Below are 15,093 nucleotides of genomic sequence, written 5' to 3' on the forward strand. Positions count from 1 at the left end.
CGACGAGGTGTCCGCGATCCTCTCCCCGCCCGCGGGGAGAGGGGGACTCTCCCCTGCGATCAATCCTTCAGGTCGGCCGGCACCTTGCCGCCGTTCTCCTCGAGCTTCTTGATCACCTGCTTGTGCAGCCAGACGTTCATCGTGGCCGAGTCTTCCTTGTCGCCGGTGTAGTGCAGCTCGTCGGCGAGCGACTTGCGGGCGCTGAGGCTCGAATCGATGTCGAGGAGCTTCATCAGGTCGACGATGGAGGTGCGCCAGTTGAGGGTCTGGGAGTTCTTGGCGGCGAGGCCGTTCAGCACCGCCTCCACGTCCACGGGCTCGCCGGGCTTCGGTGCGCCGGCGCCGGTCGTGTCGGTCGTGGCCGTGCCGGCCGGTGCGTCGGCGGGGGCGGCCTCCGCGCTGGTGCTTCCGCCACCGAACGGGTGCAGGATCTTGCTGACGATGCTGCCGAGAAAGCTCATGGCGTTGTGTCCTTGTCGTTGGCCGGCCGCGACGAAATGCGTCCGGTCTCCTGCTCTCAACGGAATCGGGACGAGGCCGTTCCGGTCGGTCACCGGGGAATAAAGCCCGCGCGGCGACCCTCGGGCCTGGAACGCCCTCCCCGATCGAGGAGCCGGGGCCGTTCTTTCGCTCACGGGTGTTTGAAGAATGCGCCGCCTGTGGCATGGCCGGGCTCAAGGCTCCTCGGCGGGCCTCCCTTCGCTCCGGAATCCGGATCTCCCGATGCGCTCTCCCCTCCCCGTCTTCGCGACGCTCCTGACCGCCTTCGCCGGGCTCCTCTGCATCGCCCCCGCCCAGGCGCAGACCGCGCCGATCCCCATGCGGATCGGCGTCATCCCGGTCATCGGCGCCGCGCCGATCTTCGTGGCCAACGGCGAGGGCTGGCTCAAGGAGGCGGGCCTCAGCCCCTCCTTCACCACCTTCGAATCCGGCCCGAACATGATCCAGGCGCTGGCCTCGGGCACCATCGACGTCTACGTCGCCGGGGTCGCGCCGCTGGCCGTGGCGCGGACCAAGAACATCGACGTCCGCGTGGTCGCCTCCACGGCGGTGGAGGAGATGGTGTTCGTGGCCGGGCCGAAGCTCGCCCCGTTCTTCGCCGGCGGCGCGAGCAAGGCTGAGGCCTTCGCGCAGTTCAAGGCCAAGGAGGGCCGCCCCGCCCGTCTCGCCACCCAGCCCCTCGGCTCGGTGCCCAACACCACCCTGCAGCATTGGCTGTGGCAGGTGGCCAAGGCCGACAAGGCCAATGCCGAGGTGGTGTCCATGGGCATCGACGCCACGCAGCAGGCGATCCTCGCCGGCGCCGTGGACGGCGCCTCGATCCGCGAGCCGGCCCTCACCATCGTCCAGGGCCGCAACCCCGCGATCACGCTGATCGCCAACGGGGCCGAGATGTTCCCCGACCAGCCGGGCACGGTGGTGGGCGTCTACGGCGCCTATGCCGACCGGAACCCCGGCGCCGTGGAATCCCTGGTGCGCTCCCTCATCCGCGCCGACACCCTGCTGAAATCCGACCCCACCAAGGCCGCGCCCCACGTGCTCGCCGCCCTCGGCAAGGGCATCGTCGATCTCGCCACCATCCAGAAGGCCCTCACCTCCCCGGCGGCGAAGTTCACCGTCGATCCGCGCGCCATCGTGGTCGCCACCAAGGCGATGCAGGCCTATCAGGTCTCCATCGGCGCCCTGGAGAAGGACGTGCCCCTCGATGGGCTGTTCGACTCGCGCTACTACGAGAAGGCCATCGCGCGCTGATCGGATGACCGCCCTTCGCGCACCCGCCCTCGCGGCTCTCGGACTCGTCGCCTTCCTCCTGTTCTGGGAGGCGATGCCCCGGCTCGGGCTGATTAACCCGGCCTTCCTGCCGCCGCCGTCCACGATCCCCGCCGCCTTCCTCAATGAGATCCGCCTCGGGGTCTGGGGCGAGGCGGTGTGGTCGAGTCTCAGCCACTATCTCGTCGGCCTCGTGGTCGGCGCCGGGGCGGGTATTGCGCTGGGCATCGTCGTGGGAATGTTCCGCGGCTTCGAGGCGCTCACCGCCTGGATCGTGCGCCTGCTGCGCCCCATCCCCGGCCTCGCCTGGGTGCCCTTCGCCATCATCTGGTTCGGGGTCCAGCCCTCGGCCGCCGTGTTCATCATCGCCATCGGCGTGTTCTGGATCGTGTTCTTCGCGACGCAGGGGGCGGTGCGCGGGGTCGACCGCGACCTCATCGAGGTGGCTCAGGCCTTCGGCTTCCGCTCCGCCTGGTCGCGCCTCACCAAGATCCTGCTGCCGGCCGCCACGCCGGGCATCCTCGTCGGCCTGCGCACGGCGCTGGGCCAGGCCTGGATGGCGGTGGTGGCCGCCGAGATCTTCGGCGTGCCCGGCGTCGGTGCCCGCATGATGCAGGCCTCCAGCCTTCTCTCCACCGACATCGTGGTCGTCTACATGCTCACCATGGCCGGGCTCTACGGCCTGTTCGACACCGGCTTCGTCGCCCTCCAGGGCTGGCTCCTGCGGTGGCGCGCCTGATGGACCCGATCATCGATATCCGCGGCCTGAGCCTCGCCTACGAGCGCGACGGCATCCGCAACGTCATCCTGTCCGAGCTCGACCTCGCCATCCCGCGCGGCGAGTTCGTGGTCATCGTCGGTGAATCCGGCGTCGGCAAATCCACCGTCCTGCGGGTGCTGATCGGGCTGGCCGAACCCAGCGGCGGCACGGTGCGCCTCGCCACGCGCGAAGGCTGCCGGACGCCGATGGCCCTGGTGTTCCAGGACGCCCGCCTGCTTCCCTGGCGCCGGGTGATCGCCAACGTCGCCTTCGGTCTCGAGGGCGGCGGCCTGTCGAAGGCTCAGCGCTTGGCCAAGGCGCAGGAGATGCTCGCCCTCGTGGGCCTGGGCGACCTCGGCCAGCGCTGGCCGCACCAACTCTCCGGCGGCCAGCGCCAGCGCGTCGCCATCGCGCGCGCGCTCGCCGTCGATCCGGACGTGCTCCTCATGGACGAGCCGTTCTCGGCGCTGGACAGCTTCACCCGCGAGGGCCTGCAGGACGAGCTGCAGCGTATCCAGGCCGCGACGGGCAAGACCATCCTGTTCGTCACCCACGACATCGACGAGGCGGTGACCCTCGCCGACCGTGTGGTGGTGCTCGCGGGCAGTCCCGGACGGGTCGCCGCCGACATGACGATCGACGTTCCCCGCCCGCGCCTGCGCAGGGATAAGGCCCTCACCGACGCCGCCCGGCTCCTGCGGGCCGAATTGTCGGGGCGGTCGGCGGAATTGTGACCCTCCACGCAGGCGAGGTGTCGGCGAGGCGTTCTCTGGGGAACACGCCATTGCATCCCGCCGATAAAGACTGCATCGCTCCCCACCCGAGACCGCCCGGACGGTCGATCGGCAGAAAGACCCGACCATGACGCCCGACGAGATTGCAGACCTCAACCGCGCCCGCGCCAGCCTCTCCCGGCAGCGCAGCGCCCTCGCCAAGCGGATCGGTTCGAGCGAACTCGCCGCTGCCTCCGCGGCGGAGGATTTCATGCGCATCCTGCTCGCGATCGAGGCCGTCGACCGGGCGCTGACCAATGCCGGGCAGCCCTACATGCCTCCGATCTCCAACGCGGACGCCTGAGCCATGGCCGACACCAAGGACGCCAATGGCACGAAGCTGGCGGACGGAGATTCCGTGACCCTGGTCAAGGACCTCAAGGTGAAAGGAACCTCGACCACGTTGAAGCGGGGAACGCTGATCAAGAACATCCGCCTCACGGAAGATCCCGATGAGATCGAATGCAACGCCGATAAGGTGAAGGGTCTCGTCCTGAAGACCCAGTTCCTCAAAAAGGCCTGAGATCAGTCGCCGGAGACGGCACTCGGCGCCCGGATCGGCGAGCGGCTCAGGCTGCGGATGGCACGGGAGGGGCGGCCGGACTTTTCGGCGATGGCGCGGTCCTGCTCCTCGATGAGGAGCCGGGCGGGCTCGTCGCCGTCGAGGCCTCCGAGGATCTCCATGGGGACCCGCCGGTTCGAGGCGCGGGACTCGTCCTCGTAGAGGACATCGAACAGGACGGAGCCACGCTCCTGCGGTTTCGACTTGGTGCGCTTGGCCATGACGGATGCTCGGACGATAAAACCGGGAGGGTGCCCGGTCGACGGCTCTCAAGGCGGATGTCTGGCGATCGACCCCATGGTCCCGCCGACACCCCGCCTTCTTTGCCGTCGCCGATCGATCGGAAGGGTCGCGACCGGGCTCAGGCGCTACATGGTCCCGTCCCGACGTTAAGGCAACCCGTATCCCCTCCGGCATGGTGCGGCGCAAGGCAGCCTGCCGCATGGACCGGCCTGCTGGGCCGATCTGTGGCATGATGCGTGCGGACCGCTCGCTGGGACCCGCCCCGTCGGACAGGGGCGCCGGGCGAGGCGAGGAGCCGATAGTACGATGACCGATCCGACACCGCTGACACGCTTCTCCGTCGCCCCCTTGAGCCGCATGACCCGCCAGCTCGCCGGTGTCGCAGGCGGACGGGCCGAGCCGGATCTGGTCATCACCGGCGCTCGCGTCCTGTCCACTTATTCCGAGCGGATGCGGCCTGACAGCGAGGTGTGGATCACCGGCGGGCGTATCGCCGCCGTGCAGCCGGCGGGAACCTACAGGGGGGGCGCCTCACGCTATGACGCCACGGGCGGGATTCTGGCGCCGGGCCTCGTCGATCCGCACCTCCACATCGAGAGCAGCATGGTGACGGCCTGCGCCTATGCCGAGGCGGCGCTCCTGAACGGCACCACGACGATCGTGTGCGACAGCCACGAGATCGGCAACGTCCTCGACACGGACGGAATCGCCTGGATGCTGGAGGATGCCCGCGAGGCGCCGCTCAACATCTACCTCACGGTTCCGAGCACAGTCCCGGCCACTTCGCCGGAACTGGAGACCGCCGGCGGCGATCTCACCGCCGAAAAGATCGGCGCTCTGTTCGATGCCTGGCCGGAGGCGATCGGCCTCGGTGAGAAAATGGATTTCGTCGCCGTGGCCGAGGGCGACGAGCGGGCTCATGCCATCATCGCGGCGGCACTGCAGCGTGGGCGGCCGGTCTCGGGCCACATTTACGGACGCGGCTTCGTCAATGCCTATGCGGCGAGCGGCGTCACCGACACCCACGAGGCCATCGACCACGATATCGCCGACGATCTCCTGGAGGCTGGCCTGTGGATCTACCTGCGTGGCGGCCCGCCGACCACGCCCTGGCACAGCCTGCCCAAGGCCATCGGCACGATCATCGAACTCGGGGCCGCCGCCAAGCGGGTCTGCGTCTGTACCGACGACCGCGACGCGCAGGACCTTCTCGCCTACGGGCTCGACTGGGTGGTGCGGGAGGCCATTCGCATGGGAATTCCACCTGAACAGGCATGGTCGATGGGCTCGCTCCATCCGGCCACGCGCTATGGCCTCGACGGCGAGATCGGCGGTTTCGGTGGGGGACGCCGAGCCGATCTCGTGCTCCTCGACGACGATTTCATTCCGCAAACCACTTGGTTCGGCGGACGCTGCGTGGTCGAGAACCGCAGGATCACGCCGCTCCTCGATGCGGCGCTCGCGCGCGCCTACCGATACCCCGCACCGGCCTATGCGACGATGCATCTGCCGCAGCCCCTGCCGGCCCTCGTCCCGGCGCTCCCTGAAGGTCGCTGTGTCGTCAACGCCATCCGCACCACGCTGCCCGGCATCGAATTGACCCACGAACGGTACGACCTGACGCCTGGCCCGGATTGGGCGACGACCTTGCGGGACAACGACCTGTGCTTCGTCACCGTCATCGAGCGCCATGGCGGAGCCGGGAACGTTGCTCACGGCTTGCTGCGCGCCTTCGGGCTGAAACATGGCGCGGTCGCGAGCAGTGTCGGACACGATTCACACAACGTGATCGTTGCAGGGCTGAACGAGGAGGACATGCGCGTCGCCCTCGATGCAATATCGGCGATTCAAGGTGGCGTCTGCGTCGTCGAGGATGGGCGGGTCACCGCCATGGTTCCGCTGCCTGTGGCGGGGCTTCTCTCTGACAAGCGCGTCGGCCTCGTCGCCGAGGAGGTCAGCCTGCTGAAGAAAGCTTGGGAGCGGGCCGGATGCACGATCCCCTATATGGGTTTCAACCTGATCCCCCTGTCGGTCATTCCCGAAATTCGGATCACCGATAAAGGCCTCGTGCTGGTGCCCGCCATGAGGATCGTGCCGCTCTTCGAACCCGCAGAGGCATAAGGCTCCTTCCTGGGAACCGAGACACTGGCAACGACGTTGTTGGAGCAGGTCTCAACAGCCTTTCCCATGTCGGCTTCTACAAGCCGTGGTATTACCGAACCGGCCAGCCGAATTGTCCGTTGAGGCGATTGGCTGGCCGTTTTGCGTTGTCTTCTATGGGCTTGCGCCCTGTTATCGGGAGAGAGCGCTCATTTTTTGGAGTGAGTTGATGCGGAATCTCCTGACGCTTGTCGTCCTCGGCTTCGTCGGCTTCGTCCTCGTGGCGATGTTCGTCGCACCAACCCAGCCGGATCTGAAGGCTTGGTATCTCAAGAATGCCTGCGAACATCTCGATAAGGTGTCCGCGAAAATCTGCGATCCCATGCGTCAGAACGGTGGACAAGCCCTGTGACGGGATCGCCGTTCCGGGCTCTCGCTGAGCGATAAGGGGCTGGCCTATCCGGAATTCGCGAGGGTTAGGTCAATGAGACTGGGTGTCTTGACGCTCGTCGTGTTCGGTATGCTGCGAGCAGCAAATAACGCCATCTGAAGGCTGTAATCGACCGATTACAAGAACAGGCCAGGGTCACCTTGTGGCGATGCGGATGGGGATGCCACCCGATATCGGCATGACCTAATGCAGGCGCGTTAGTGACAACGGACCGTTGCTCTCGACCGATCCTGTATGAACGATAAAGCCATTCAGGCCCGTATATGAAAACAGCCCGGCCCCATTCCATGGCGCCGGGCTGTTCTTTTCAGTTCCGTCAAATACCGATGATGGCGTGACGCTCAGTAGCCGTAGCGCCAAGCGCGGCGACGGGCATCCCAGCGACGCTCGCGACGGATTTCCTGCCGAATGGCTTTGCGACGCAGATAGCGGGCACTGTGACCGTAACCATAGCCATAGCCGTACTGGACATGTTCCACTGCGCTCGACGGAGCGATGTCCCCCTTGCCGAGCGACATCGGCGCAGCCTGGGACGTCGAAGCGAAGCCTGCACAAGCTACGAATGCCGTGAGGGCGGCAATCCGGAATGATTTCATCGCGTCGTATTCCTTCGGTCTGGATTCAGCGGATCGGGGCCGGGACGGGCATAAGGAGCAAAAATCGTTACCGGAACCCTAACAGGCGGTCCCAGCCCTCAGACCAGATAGAGCGTTGCCGTCGCGCGGAAAACCTTGGGGCAATGGGCCTCGTTCACGATCCGGAGAGCCTCATCTACCGAAATCTGGCGGTTCAGGGCGACTTCCTCGATGGTCATCCATGCCAATGTCATGTGTTCGATCCCTCGCTGTTGCTCACTCAACATGCAGAGAGGCGCATTGGTTCATCGACAAGACCCACGGTGGCCAACTGACGACCCGCTATGCCGCGAGAAGATGCGCCATGTCTGCCTGTCGAAAGACGCGGTGCGAAGCGCAGAAACGACGAAGGCCACCCGAAGGTGGCCTGTCGCATATCTTTGATCTGGTTGGATGAATTGGAGCGGGCGAAGGGATTCGAACCCTCGACCCCAACCTTGGCAAGGCTCTCACCCCGCCGCAACTTTCCTAGGGACCGGCGTCCGGCCCGTCAATTCCCATGCAACGCCGTTCGATTGGATCGAGCGCCATGCACGGCCATGCGGGCCGGATTTCGTAATTGCGGGGCCATTCCGGGACCCCGCTCCGGGCGTCAGATATACACGTACCGCCCATCCTTCAGACGCATCCGGATCCCCAGGACGACGACGAAGGCTCCCGGCAGGATCTGGAACAGGTAGCTCACCAGGTACAGCCAGGGCGCGCCGGCCATCGCGGACATGATCGCCTCCGCGGTGGATCCGACCAGCATGAGGCCGGAGCCGAGGATGAGCGCGTCGAGGCTGTAAGCCCGCTTTGGCTGCGGCTCGGTCCTCAGGATCCCGCCGACGCTCCACCAGCAGCCGAGAGCATGCCGGAGCTGATCGAGCTTGGTGTCGCAGTCGGCGAGGTGCGATGACCACTCCTCGGCGTAGGACTCCCGCTTGCCCTCCGGCAGCCGGGCGGCCGCCTTGCGGATGAGGAAGCGGGCGAGCCTCGGGCAGCGGTCGTAGAGGTCCGCGCCCAGGATGTTCATGAGCAGCCCGATCAGGAGTTCCATGCGAGGGCTCCTTCCGGCGCGACCTGGTACTCGGCGAACGCGGCACGGGCCCGGGCGCGCCCTGCCATCGTCAGCGTGTAGAACCGTCGCCTCGGCCTCCCGGCCTCGCTCGGTTCCACCTCCTCCCACTTCCCCTCGACCCAGCCGGCGGTCTCCAGCCGGGCGAGCATGGGGTACATCGTCCCCGACCCGATGCGGGCGGACTTGCTGATCTCCGCGCCCGACCTCCCCTCAAGGGGAGCCGAGAGCAGGAACTTGAGCGCGCGCAGGGTCGTGTCGGAGAGCCGGACGTCCTCAGCCATGGTGTACCTCGAAAGTCGACATAGCCCCCTATATCGACTTTCGACTACGCTTGTCTAGTCCCTGGTCCTTCCGACGCAGGGCCCGCCCTCAGGCCAGTGTCGCGAGGTCGGCTTTGTCCTCCTCCGGCGCCGCCGGGGCCCACTCCATCCGGATCTCGGCCGCGCGGCGTTCCAGGTCCTCGGCCGCTCGGATCGCGAGACGCCGAGTGGGCTCGAACAGGGCATCGGGCACGGGGCGGGAGCCCGAAATCCACTGCGACACCTGCGCCTGGGTGATGCGCCGGCCCGCAACTTCCGAGAGCGCCGTCGCGAAGAAGCTCTGCCAGCGCGGCCCGAAGGCTCGCTCGCCGAGGCTGATGACGCCCCGTCGGATGAGGATTTGAGCCTCGGTCAAACCCGAGAGGTCGACCTTGGCCTCGCGGATCGGCTTGGGGAAATCGAAGGACACGGTGCGGGCTCCTGCGCAGGACGGGCGTTTCAATTCTACACCGGCCGCCCCGTGATGGGGGGCCGGTGGAGGTGCAGGCTTCAGGCGGCCTCGACTTCGAGGAGGTTTTTGATCCCCCGGCGGATGCGCTCGGCGCCCTCGTGCAGGCCCTGGTCGTTGCCGGCCTTCCAGCCGAGGATCGCCATCTCGACCTCGCGGCGCGTGACGTCTCCGGGGAGCGAGAGGATCGGCCTGCCACCCACGCGGACTTGGATGCTCATGCCTCCCGGCGCGCCCCACGCCCACCACCCCTGACCGCGGACGTCGTACCCGGGGAACTGGCCGATGCGATCGCACGCGACCTCCTCAAGATGGCGCACCTGCAGGTTTCGCAGAGTCGCAATCAAGTGCTCGCGTGCCTCCCAGCGGTCGTGGCCGGCGCGTCCGTGGCCGGTCATCCGAGCTACCTCTCCGACGAAGGTCCTGGCGGCGTAGACGGCCCTCTCAGCGGCCGTCCACTCGTCGTCCTCGGTCGACTGGCGCAGCGTCGGTGCCGCGGCGGCGTGCGGCTCCAGGGCGGCGGCGACGGTAGCGTGGTCGTCGGAGGTGCAGAAGTCGAACGTGAGGATCGCGGCAACGGCGGGGTGCTCCGGGAAGGCGCGTTTGGCGGCGGCCCGACCCTCGGCGTCGATCGTGCCGAGGGCGCCGAACATGGCGTAGACGGTCGCGTCCTCGTCCCGGGACGGGGACGCGGCGAGCACGGCCTCGATGGCGGGGATGGCAGCTTTCATGGGTGTGGTCCTTCCGGAAGGGCTGGGTTCGGTCCTGAGGCCCGGGATCGGGAGGTCTCTCACCCCTCCCGAGGGGCGGGCCTCAGTCGCCGGAGAGGCGGCGCTCGGCGCGCTTGCGCAGCACGGAGGCCTCGATCGTGCGGGCCGTCGGGCCGGTGCGCACGTGCACGGTCGCCTCGCGCTCGAAGTCCCGCTCGCCCTCGTAGCGGCGGTAGACGCCGACCCGGACGATCCAATTGCCGTCGAACCTGAACTCGCCCTCGGTCGTCAGGCGCAGGCCGTCGTCGAAGTCCACGCCGTCGTTGTCGAAGTCCACCATCCTGGCCATGTCCGGATCCTCTGTGCTGGGGGTAGGGTTCTCGCCTGAGGCCGGGGGGCGATCCCCCGGCCGGTCCGCGCCCTCAGTCGGCGCAGACCTGGGAGTCCTCCCAGATCTCGGCCTGGAGCTCGGCGTTCATGACGCCATGGCCGTCCTCGGCGCCGCCGGCGACGACGATGTCGCGGTACGTGCGGCCGTTGATCCTGTGCTCATTGCCCCAGCAGAGGACCGAGCCGTCGCCCAGCACCGCGATCGCATCGGAGCCGAGGTCGTCGAGGTCGACCGTGGCGGTCTCGGTGGGGGCGGAGAGGGCCGCGATCTCGGCGAGCGCGGTGTCGAGGTCGGACTGGGTGATGATTTCGTTCAGGGCGTGCTCGACGGCCTGGTTGTGGGCGACGTTGGCGGCGGTGAGTTTGGACATCGGTGCGGTTCCCTCGGGGAGACCGTCTCCCCGTTGCTTGTAAATATACAAGCAACGGGGCCGAAAGCAAGGGGTGCTTGTAAAAAATAAAGCTCCGCGTCAGGCCGCCGCAGCCGCCTTCTGGTAGGCGCTCGACGTGTGGCCGTAGACCTTGAGGACCATGGCCAGCGACATGCCGAGGTACTCGCTCACCTCCACCGGAGGCACGCCGGCGCGGAGCATGATCGTTGCCCTGGAGTGCCGGAGGATGTGCGGCGTCGGCCAACCCATCTCGTCGGCGTCGCCCTCGGCCTCCTCCGAGAGGTAGCCCTCCTCCTCCTCGGGCAGGTCGGCGGCGAGGCCGGCCGACAGGTCGGTGACGCGGTGCGTCCCGTCGATGTCGCGCCGGTCCAGGCAGGCCCGGATCGCGGCCATCCTGAACCCCTTGCTGACCCGCTTCACGGCGGCACCGTTCCGATGGACGACGCGCGACACGCCGGCCGCCAGGTCCTCCTCGCGCCACTCCTTGAGGAGCGGGAGCAGGCGATCGTGGATCCGGCACGGGGGCTGCCTCTTGCGGGATGCCGGCGCCTCGGGGCCCTCGCGGAACATCGTCACCGTCGGGAAGTCCACGTACCCGGCGACCTTGTGCTTGCGCCAGCGCAGGTCGAGGACGGCCGCGCTCCGGGTGCCCGAGTAGAACGCGATCTGGAGGAACCGCACCAGCTGGTCGCCGGGCTCGTGGCGCAGGCCCTCGATCGGCTGCCAGTACGGCTCGCGCGTGGCGATGTCTGAGGAGAACCAGCGGAACCCGGAGGCCGCCTTCAGGAGGCGCTCGAACTCCGATTCGGTCAGCCAGTCCGGATGGCCCTTCGAGGCCTTGGGCAGTTCGAGCACCGGAACCGACGAGAGGTTGTACTCCCGATGCCAGGCGTTGATGGCGGCCGACAGGGTCCCGAGCTCGCGCCGGGCCGTCGACGTCGAGATCGGCTTCGAGATCTTCCAGCCGGGCTTCGTGTAGCGCTCGCTCGTCCGCTTCTCGACGTAGTCGCGGCACGTCGATCCACGGATCTGCGCCAGCGTCAGGCCCCTCAGGATGCGAAGTAGGTGGACGATGTGCTGGCCGACCAAGGCGGCATTCTTCGTGCCCTCCATGCGGGCGCCGTAGAACGTCAAGCAAGCGGCGACGGACACCAGGCGGGGGTTGGAATTCGCCGGGTCGTCGTGATCCGGCGAGGCCATGAGCCGCTCTCGGGCTAGGCGCCCTTGCTCCGCGATGTGGAGCGCGAGCTCCTCTTGAGCCGCGCCGCGAGCTGCAAGGCCGTGTCGTGTTCTGCGCTTGTAGCGCTCGCCATCGATGAAGTCTGCGATTGCCCAGACCTGTCGCTTCCGGTCGAAGACAAGGCGGGAGGGTTGCTTGGGGCGAGCCACGTATTTCTCCAGTCGAGCAGGTATTGGCGGGTCGTGTAGATCGCGTGTCCGGGCTGCATCGATTTCAGTCGATGAGGATCCGGGGCACGCGTCGCGGCCCGCAGCTGCGCGGTGGAGAAGGTCGGGAAGCCTAGGGCGTCCGCTAGCTCGGGGGCCCACGCGGCGACGTCGAGCGACATCAGCGTGTCCGTACCGGCCATGGAGGCCTCGTCGCGGGCGCCGTCCGAGAAGTCGAACGGGCCGGCGTGAAGGACGAATGTGGGCTTCGAATTGAGCATGGTGCGATTCTGAATCGAGGGGGCTTCGACTGCAACGGCAAATAGAGGCCGCGGTTAACACGGCGGGGGATGGTTACTGGGACATGCTCGAAGTCCCAGCGTTTCGGCCGTCCGCGTGTAGGTCCGGTTCGGGCGGTACCGGCGGTAGATCTGCCGCATCGCGTCATCGACGGCCTCGGCGCTATCGTCCTCGAGGAGCTCCGCCGACGCATCGCCGTCGTCGGATTCCGAAAACCGAAAGACGATGTACTGCCGCCCCAAGGTCGGCCGCCATCCGAAATGGGCCGGGCACGCGTCCGGGTCCCGCCGGCGGAAGAGCAGGAGCCGCCCCTCCTCGACGCCGAGGATCTCCCCCAGGAACTCGTCCTCCGGATCGCGGGAGAGGTGGGAGTCCCCGTCATCCCTCGCCGTGAACGGCGGACTGGCCGTCACCAGATACCCATGCTTGATCACGCAGCGATCGAGGCTGTGGGCCTCGGTGATGCTCATGTCGAACGTGATCGACAGGGGAGCGGACGGGGTCGGGGCGGGCTTCTTCTTGGTGGCCATGGTCAGGTGTCCTTGTGTTCGGTGGAACGCGCAGCCTTGGCGCGTGCCCGGGAGGATCCGGCGCCTCACCACGCGAGGCTACCGAGGGCATCGGCATCGTCGGAGGGGGGCGGTTTGGGCCCCGCCGCCTCGACCGCGGCCACCCGGCGGCGGATCACCCGGAGCCAGTGCAAGCACGTCGCGACGTCGAACCCGGCGTGGCGGTGGTGCGCCGCGAGCGTCGGGACCGCCGCGTCGACCCGCGCCGTGCGGAACTCGGGCGGCAACGCGCCGATCCTGACGAGGGCGTGCCCCACGAGGGCGTCCGGATCGAGCACCAGCAGCTTGCGCAGAAGGGGCTCAACAGCGGCGTCGAGTTCCAAGTACGACCGGGCAACCCGCCCGCGTGGCCGCGCCGACCTCAGCGCCGCCGCGACCGCCTCCGCTTCGCGCACCTCGGCCTCGTACGCGTGCCGCGCGGCCTGCTGGACCGGCGGGAGCCCGCGGACCTGGATGTAGTGGGTCCGCCCGTCGTCGTCGCGGAACTTGATCCACGTCTGCTCGTGTGTCAGCAGGCGCCACATGCGCTGCCCCTCGGGCCCCGTCTCGGCCGCCAGCATGTCGACACGCAGGCCGTAGCGGACGATGACCCCCGCATCGCGCCAGGGCGTCTCCGGGTCGCGGGGGATCACGAGGGCCCGACGTCCCTCCCTGATCCTGGGGAGGTCCTCCACGATCCGATCGATGCCGAGCACGTCCACCGGCTCGCCGTCCCCGTAGACCCCGTAGAGCCAGAGGACGTCCTCGCAGACGGCGACCATCTGAGCGTAGGCACCGGCCTCGCCCAGCGGCGTACCTGCCTCAAGGCCCTCGTCGAACGCCCCCTCGTAGCGCCTCGTCCGGAGCTCCTCGATCTGGCGCACCAGCTCGTCGAGACCGGAACCGGTCAGGATCCCGCCCGCCATCAGATGACCTCCCCGACACAGGCGTTCTCGACGCGCGTCCACGCGCCGTCGACGTAGTGGAAGGCGCGCCTGTCCTCGCCCTCGGGATCCCACCCACGCACGTGGGGCTCGGGGCCCCCGTCCACTCTCAGGACGACGACGCCCCCATCGAACAGGCGCACGCGCGTGACCAGGACCTCGCCGTCCCGGCGCACCGAGAGAACCGCCGAGACGAACGTCGGCACGTCGGCCGGCAGGCTCCTCGCGATCGCGGCCTCGACGATGGCTACGTCGCGGGGCCGCCGGCGCCCGACGCCCGCGTCGTCGATGAGGGCCGTCAGGCGGGCGCACGGCGGCAGGGGGGCCGCCTCCCGGATCAGGGGGACCGGCGGCGTCCAGTCGGCCGGCCGGGTGAGCTCCTGCAGCGCGATCTGGCGCCACATCGGATCGCGGACCATCGGGCCAGGATCCGGGACGTAATCCCAGAGGGTCATGAACTCGTCGGCGGGGGGCTGCTCGGGCACGGGGATCACTCCGGCTTGGCGAGGTCGGTGAGCAGCGCCTCGACGTGGGCGCGGTGCTCGGCGGCGAGGCGGTCCGGATCGAGGTGCGGGGGCAGCGCCTCGTCCTCGTCGTCCGGCTCCATCACCTGGTGGTTGTGCTGAAGGTCGATGGCACGGTCGCTCATGCGGCTCATCAGGCGGCCTTCCGGAAAGCGGGGACGTAGGCGGCCTCGCGCGACCTCGGCGCGACGGTCCGGTGCGCCGGGCAGTAGGGCGAGCCGAGATCGGCCGGGTGCCCGCAGGCCGTCGGGTCCAGACGGGGATCGCCGGCGATCCAGCGGCAGACCCCGTCTCGGACGTCGAGGATCGAGACGCGGCGGGACTCCGGCAGGAGAACGTCCGATGCGGCCGGGCGGGGCGCGGGCTTCGGCGGGGGCGGCGGCGCCTTAACCACGAGGGCCTTCGGGGCCTTCCGCGGGCCCTCGTGGGGCTTACGTGCAAGGGGGGTCCTGCTGGCCCCGGGGCCCTGGAAGCTGACGTTCTCGCGCCGCATCCGGCCGATGACCGAGCTGTGGCTACGGGCGATGCCCTCGGCGGCGAGCGTGGCCGAGATGGAGCGGGCGGACACGCCGGCGAGCCACAGCGCTTTGACGCGCTCGACCAGGTCGGGCGACCAAGTGTGGGGATGGAGGGGCATGGGGGTACGAGGCACCGGGGGTCTCCTAGCGAACGCAGATCAACATGCAGCCAATGCACCAGCTTTGTCAACAAGACTATTGGCCGGGCTTATTTCGGAGCATAATCTTGCGTTAACCATTTCCCCTGTGGACACGCCCC

At 68.2% G+C, this 15,093-nt stretch carries 23 protein-coding genes; 7 read left to right on the forward strand and 16 right to left on the reverse strand.

Translation table 11 applies throughout. The annotated features are described in order from the left end of the window. Nucleotides 1-59: 59 nt before the first annotated feature. Complete coding sequence (locus MKK51_RS15890; protein ID WP_243978883.1) at nucleotides 60-461, reverse strand: DUF3597 domain-containing protein; 402 nt, start codon at nucleotides 459-461, stop codon at nucleotides 60-62. A gap of 262 nt (nucleotides 462-723) precedes the next feature. Between MKK51_RS15890 and MKK51_RS15895 the strand changes: the two genes are divergently transcribed. The 5 genes from MKK51_RS15895 (at nucleotide 724) to MKK51_RS15915 (ending at nucleotide 3,826) form a co-directional block, all read left to right on the forward strand. Next, nucleotides 724-1,752 carry an ABC transporter substrate-binding protein gene (locus tag MKK51_RS15895; protein WP_243978884.1) on the forward strand — a complete coding sequence of 343 codons (1,029 nt, stop codon included), beginning with the start codon at nucleotides 724-726 and terminating at the stop codon, nucleotides 1,750-1,752. 4 nt (nucleotides 1,753-1,756) lie between these two features. After that, nucleotides 1,757-2,509: an ABC transporter permease gene (locus tag MKK51_RS15900; protein ID WP_243978886.1), complete on the forward strand. Its 753-nt coding sequence runs from the start codon at nucleotides 1,757-1,759 to the stop codon at nucleotides 2,507-2,509. Continuing rightward, the gene (locus MKK51_RS15905; RefSeq protein WP_243978888.1) at nucleotides 2,509-3,264 is read left to right on the forward strand and encodes an ABC transporter ATP-binding protein; all 756 of its coding nucleotides are present in this window, start codon (nucleotides 2,509-2,511) and stop codon (nucleotides 3,262-3,264) included. The genes MKK51_RS15900 and MKK51_RS15905 overlap by 1 nt, the downstream gene beginning before the upstream one ends. 127 nt (nucleotides 3,265-3,391) lie before the next feature. After that, on the forward strand, nucleotides 3,392-3,607 hold the full coding sequence (locus MKK51_RS15910) for a hypothetical protein (protein WP_027173037.1): 216 nt from the start codon (nucleotides 3,392-3,394) through the stop codon (nucleotides 3,605-3,607). A gap of 3 nt (nucleotides 3,608-3,610) precedes the next feature. After that, a complete protein-coding gene (locus MKK51_RS15915) occupies nucleotides 3,611-3,826 on the forward strand; it encodes an alkylphosphonate utilization protein (RefSeq protein ID WP_243978890.1) in 216 nt (71 codons plus the stop codon). 2 nt (nucleotides 3,827-3,828) lie between these two features. Here MKK51_RS15915 and MKK51_RS15920 read toward each other — a convergent pair whose 3' ends face one another. Further along, nucleotides 3,829-4,086, reverse strand: a complete 258-nt coding sequence (locus MKK51_RS15920) for a hypothetical protein (protein WP_227435974.1) — start codon at nucleotides 4,084-4,086, stop codon at nucleotides 3,829-3,831. A 328-nt stretch (nucleotides 4,087-4,414) separates the two neighbouring features. On the opposite strand from MKK51_RS15920, the gene MKK51_RS15925 reads away from it, so the two are divergent. Both MKK51_RS15925 and MKK51_RS15930 read left to right on the forward strand, forming a co-directional pair. Further along, nucleotides 4,415-6,229, forward strand: a complete 1,815-nt coding sequence (locus MKK51_RS15925) for an adenine deaminase (protein ID WP_243978892.1) — start codon at nucleotides 4,415-4,417, stop codon at nucleotides 6,227-6,229. Nucleotides 6,230-6,437: 208 nt separating this feature from the next. Beyond that, nucleotides 6,438-6,620: a hypothetical protein gene (locus MKK51_RS15930; protein ID WP_056427522.1), complete on the forward strand. Its 183-nt coding sequence runs from the start codon at nucleotides 6,438-6,440 to the stop codon at nucleotides 6,618-6,620. A gap of 380 nt (nucleotides 6,621-7,000) precedes the next feature. On the opposite strand, the gene MKK51_RS15935 is transcribed toward MKK51_RS15930, so the two are convergent. The 14 genes from MKK51_RS15935 to MKK51_RS16000 all read right to left on the reverse strand — a co-directional run bounded on the left by MKK51_RS15935 (nucleotide 7,001) and on the right by MKK51_RS16000 (nucleotide 14,968). Beyond that, complete coding sequence (locus tag MKK51_RS15935) at nucleotides 7,001-7,255, reverse strand: hypothetical protein (RefSeq protein WP_243978894.1); 255 nt, start codon at nucleotides 7,253-7,255, stop codon at nucleotides 7,001-7,003. Nucleotides 7,256-7,886: 631 nt separating this feature from the next. After that, nucleotides 7,887-8,333: a hypothetical protein gene (locus MKK51_RS15940; RefSeq protein WP_056250388.1), complete on the reverse strand. Its 447-nt coding sequence runs from the start codon at nucleotides 8,331-8,333 to the stop codon at nucleotides 7,887-7,889. Then, the gene (locus MKK51_RS15945) at nucleotides 8,321-8,635 is read right to left on the reverse strand and encodes a PadR family transcriptional regulator (protein WP_056250390.1); all 315 of its coding nucleotides are present in this window, start codon (nucleotides 8,633-8,635) and stop codon (nucleotides 8,321-8,323) included. The genes MKK51_RS15940 and MKK51_RS15945 overlap by 13 nt, the downstream gene beginning before the upstream one ends. 88 nt (nucleotides 8,636-8,723) lie before the next feature. Next, entirely contained in the window at nucleotides 8,724-9,083 is a 360-nt protein-coding gene (locus MKK51_RS15950; RefSeq protein WP_056250392.1) for a hypothetical protein, read from the reverse strand. A gap of 80 nt (nucleotides 9,084-9,163) precedes the next feature. Continuing rightward, a complete protein-coding gene (locus MKK51_RS15955; RefSeq protein ID WP_147842675.1) occupies nucleotides 9,164-9,853 on the reverse strand; it encodes a hypothetical protein in 690 nt (229 codons plus the stop codon). 82 nt (nucleotides 9,854-9,935) lie between these two features. Further along, a complete protein-coding gene (locus tag MKK51_RS15960; RefSeq protein ID WP_147842676.1) occupies nucleotides 9,936-10,181 on the reverse strand; it encodes a hypothetical protein in 246 nt (81 codons plus the stop codon). Nucleotides 10,182-10,254: 73 nt separating this feature from the next. Then, complete coding sequence (locus MKK51_RS15965) at nucleotides 10,255-10,593, reverse strand: hypothetical protein (RefSeq protein WP_056250399.1); 339 nt, start codon at nucleotides 10,591-10,593, stop codon at nucleotides 10,255-10,257. A 99-nt stretch (nucleotides 10,594-10,692) separates the two neighbouring features. Beyond that, entirely contained in the window at nucleotides 10,693-11,814 is a 1,122-nt protein-coding gene (locus MKK51_RS15970) for a tyrosine-type recombinase/integrase (RefSeq protein ID WP_243924973.1), read from the reverse strand. Nucleotides 11,815-11,828: 14 nt separating this feature from the next. After that, nucleotides 11,829-12,281 (reverse strand): hypothetical protein, encoded by a 453-nt coding sequence (locus MKK51_RS15975; RefSeq protein ID WP_056250404.1) that lies wholly within the window; start codon nucleotides 12,279-12,281, stop codon nucleotides 11,829-11,831. A 54-nt stretch (nucleotides 12,282-12,335) separates the two neighbouring features. Continuing rightward, nucleotides 12,336-12,830 carry a hypothetical protein gene (locus MKK51_RS15980; protein WP_147842678.1) on the reverse strand — a complete coding sequence of 165 codons (495 nt, stop codon included), beginning with the start codon at nucleotides 12,828-12,830 and terminating at the stop codon, nucleotides 12,336-12,338. Between the two features lie 65 nt (nucleotides 12,831-12,895). After that, nucleotides 12,896-13,774: a hypothetical protein gene (locus MKK51_RS15985; protein WP_147842679.1), complete on the reverse strand. Its 879-nt coding sequence runs from the start codon at nucleotides 13,772-13,774 to the stop codon at nucleotides 12,896-12,898. Next, a complete protein-coding gene (locus MKK51_RS15990) occupies nucleotides 13,774-14,277 on the reverse strand; it encodes a hypothetical protein (protein ID WP_147842680.1) in 504 nt (167 codons plus the stop codon). Before MKK51_RS15990 ends, MKK51_RS15985 begins: the two co-directional genes overlap by 1 nt. Before the next feature lie 5 nt (nucleotides 14,278-14,282). Continuing rightward, the gene (locus tag MKK51_RS15995; RefSeq protein WP_187274963.1) at nucleotides 14,283-14,441 is read right to left on the reverse strand and encodes a hypothetical protein; all 159 of its coding nucleotides are present in this window, start codon (nucleotides 14,439-14,441) and stop codon (nucleotides 14,283-14,285) included. Nucleotides 14,442-14,449: 8 nt separating this feature from the next. Beyond that, nucleotides 14,450-14,968: a GcrA family cell cycle regulator gene (locus MKK51_RS16000; RefSeq protein WP_243924974.1), complete on the reverse strand. Its 519-nt coding sequence runs from the start codon at nucleotides 14,966-14,968 to the stop codon at nucleotides 14,450-14,452. Nucleotides 14,969-15,093: the final 125 nt, after the last annotated feature.

Origin of the sequence: Methylobacterium sp. E-045 (genome assembly GCF_022829685.1) — a bacterium.
Classification (GTDB): domain Bacteria; phylum Pseudomonadota; class Alphaproteobacteria; order Rhizobiales; family Beijerinckiaceae; genus Methylobacterium.

Coding starts and splice junctions, on each gene's coding strand:
- MKK51_RS15890 (WP_243978883.1), bottom strand. CDS start 461: ATGAGCTTTCTCGGCAGCATCGTCAGCAAGATCCTGCACCCGTTCGGT.
- MKK51_RS15895 (WP_243978884.1), top strand. CDS start 724: ATGCGCTCTCCCCTCCCCGTCTTCGCGACGCTCCTGACCGCCTTCGCC.
- MKK51_RS15900 (WP_243978886.1), top strand. CDS start 1,757: ATGACCGCCCTTCGCGCACCCGCCCTCGCGGCTCTCGGACTCGTCGCC.
- MKK51_RS15905 (WP_243978888.1), top strand. CDS start 2,509: ATGGACCCGATCATCGATATCCGCGGCCTGAGCCTCGCCTACGAGCGC.
- MKK51_RS15910 (WP_027173037.1), top strand. CDS start 3,392: ATGACGCCCGACGAGATTGCAGACCTCAACCGCGCCCGCGCCAGCCTC.
- MKK51_RS15915 (WP_243978890.1), top strand. CDS start 3,611: ATGGCCGACACCAAGGACGCCAATGGCACGAAGCTGGCGGACGGAGAT.
- MKK51_RS15920 (WP_227435974.1), bottom strand. CDS start 4,086: ATGGCCAAGCGCACCAAGTCGAAACCGCAGGAGCGTGGCTCCGTCCTG.
- MKK51_RS15925 (WP_243978892.1), top strand. CDS start 4,415: ATGACCGATCCGACACCGCTGACACGCTTCTCCGTCGCCCCCTTGAGC.
- MKK51_RS15930 (WP_056427522.1), top strand. CDS start 6,438: ATGCGGAATCTCCTGACGCTTGTCGTCCTCGGCTTCGTCGGCTTCGTC.
- MKK51_RS15935 (WP_243978894.1), bottom strand. CDS start 7,255: ATGAAATCATTCCGGATTGCCGCCCTCACGGCATTCGTAGCTTGTGCA.
- MKK51_RS15940 (WP_056250388.1), bottom strand. CDS start 8,333: ATGGAACTCCTGATCGGGCTGCTCATGAACATCCTGGGCGCGGACCTC.
- MKK51_RS15945 (WP_056250390.1), bottom strand. CDS start 8,635: ATGGCTGAGGACGTCCGGCTCTCCGACACGACCCTGCGCGCGCTCAAG.
- MKK51_RS15955 (WP_147842675.1), bottom strand. CDS start 9,853: ATGAAAGCTGCCATCCCCGCCATCGAGGCCGTGCTCGCCGCGTCCCCG.
- MKK51_RS15960 (WP_147842676.1), bottom strand. CDS start 10,181: ATGGCCAGGATGGTGGACTTCGACAACGACGGCGTGGACTTCGACGAC.
- MKK51_RS15965 (WP_056250399.1), bottom strand. CDS start 10,593: ATGTCCAAACTCACCGCCGCCAACGTCGCCCACAACCAGGCCGTCGAG.
- MKK51_RS15970 (WP_243924973.1), bottom strand. CDS start 11,814: ATGGCCTCGCCGGATCACGACGACCCGGCGAATTCCAACCCCCGCCTG.
- MKK51_RS15975 (WP_056250404.1), bottom strand. CDS start 12,281: ATGCTCAATTCGAAGCCCACATTCGTCCTTCACGCCGGCCCGTTCGAC.
- MKK51_RS15980 (WP_147842678.1), bottom strand. CDS start 12,830: ATGGCCACCAAGAAGAAGCCCGCCCCGACCCCGTCCGCTCCCCTGTCG.
- MKK51_RS15985 (WP_147842679.1), bottom strand. CDS start 13,774: ATGGCGGGCGGGATCCTGACCGGTTCCGGTCTCGACGAGCTGGTGCGC.
- MKK51_RS15995 (WP_187274963.1), bottom strand. CDS start 14,441: ATGAGCGACCGTGCCATCGACCTTCAGCACAACCACCAGGTGATGGAG.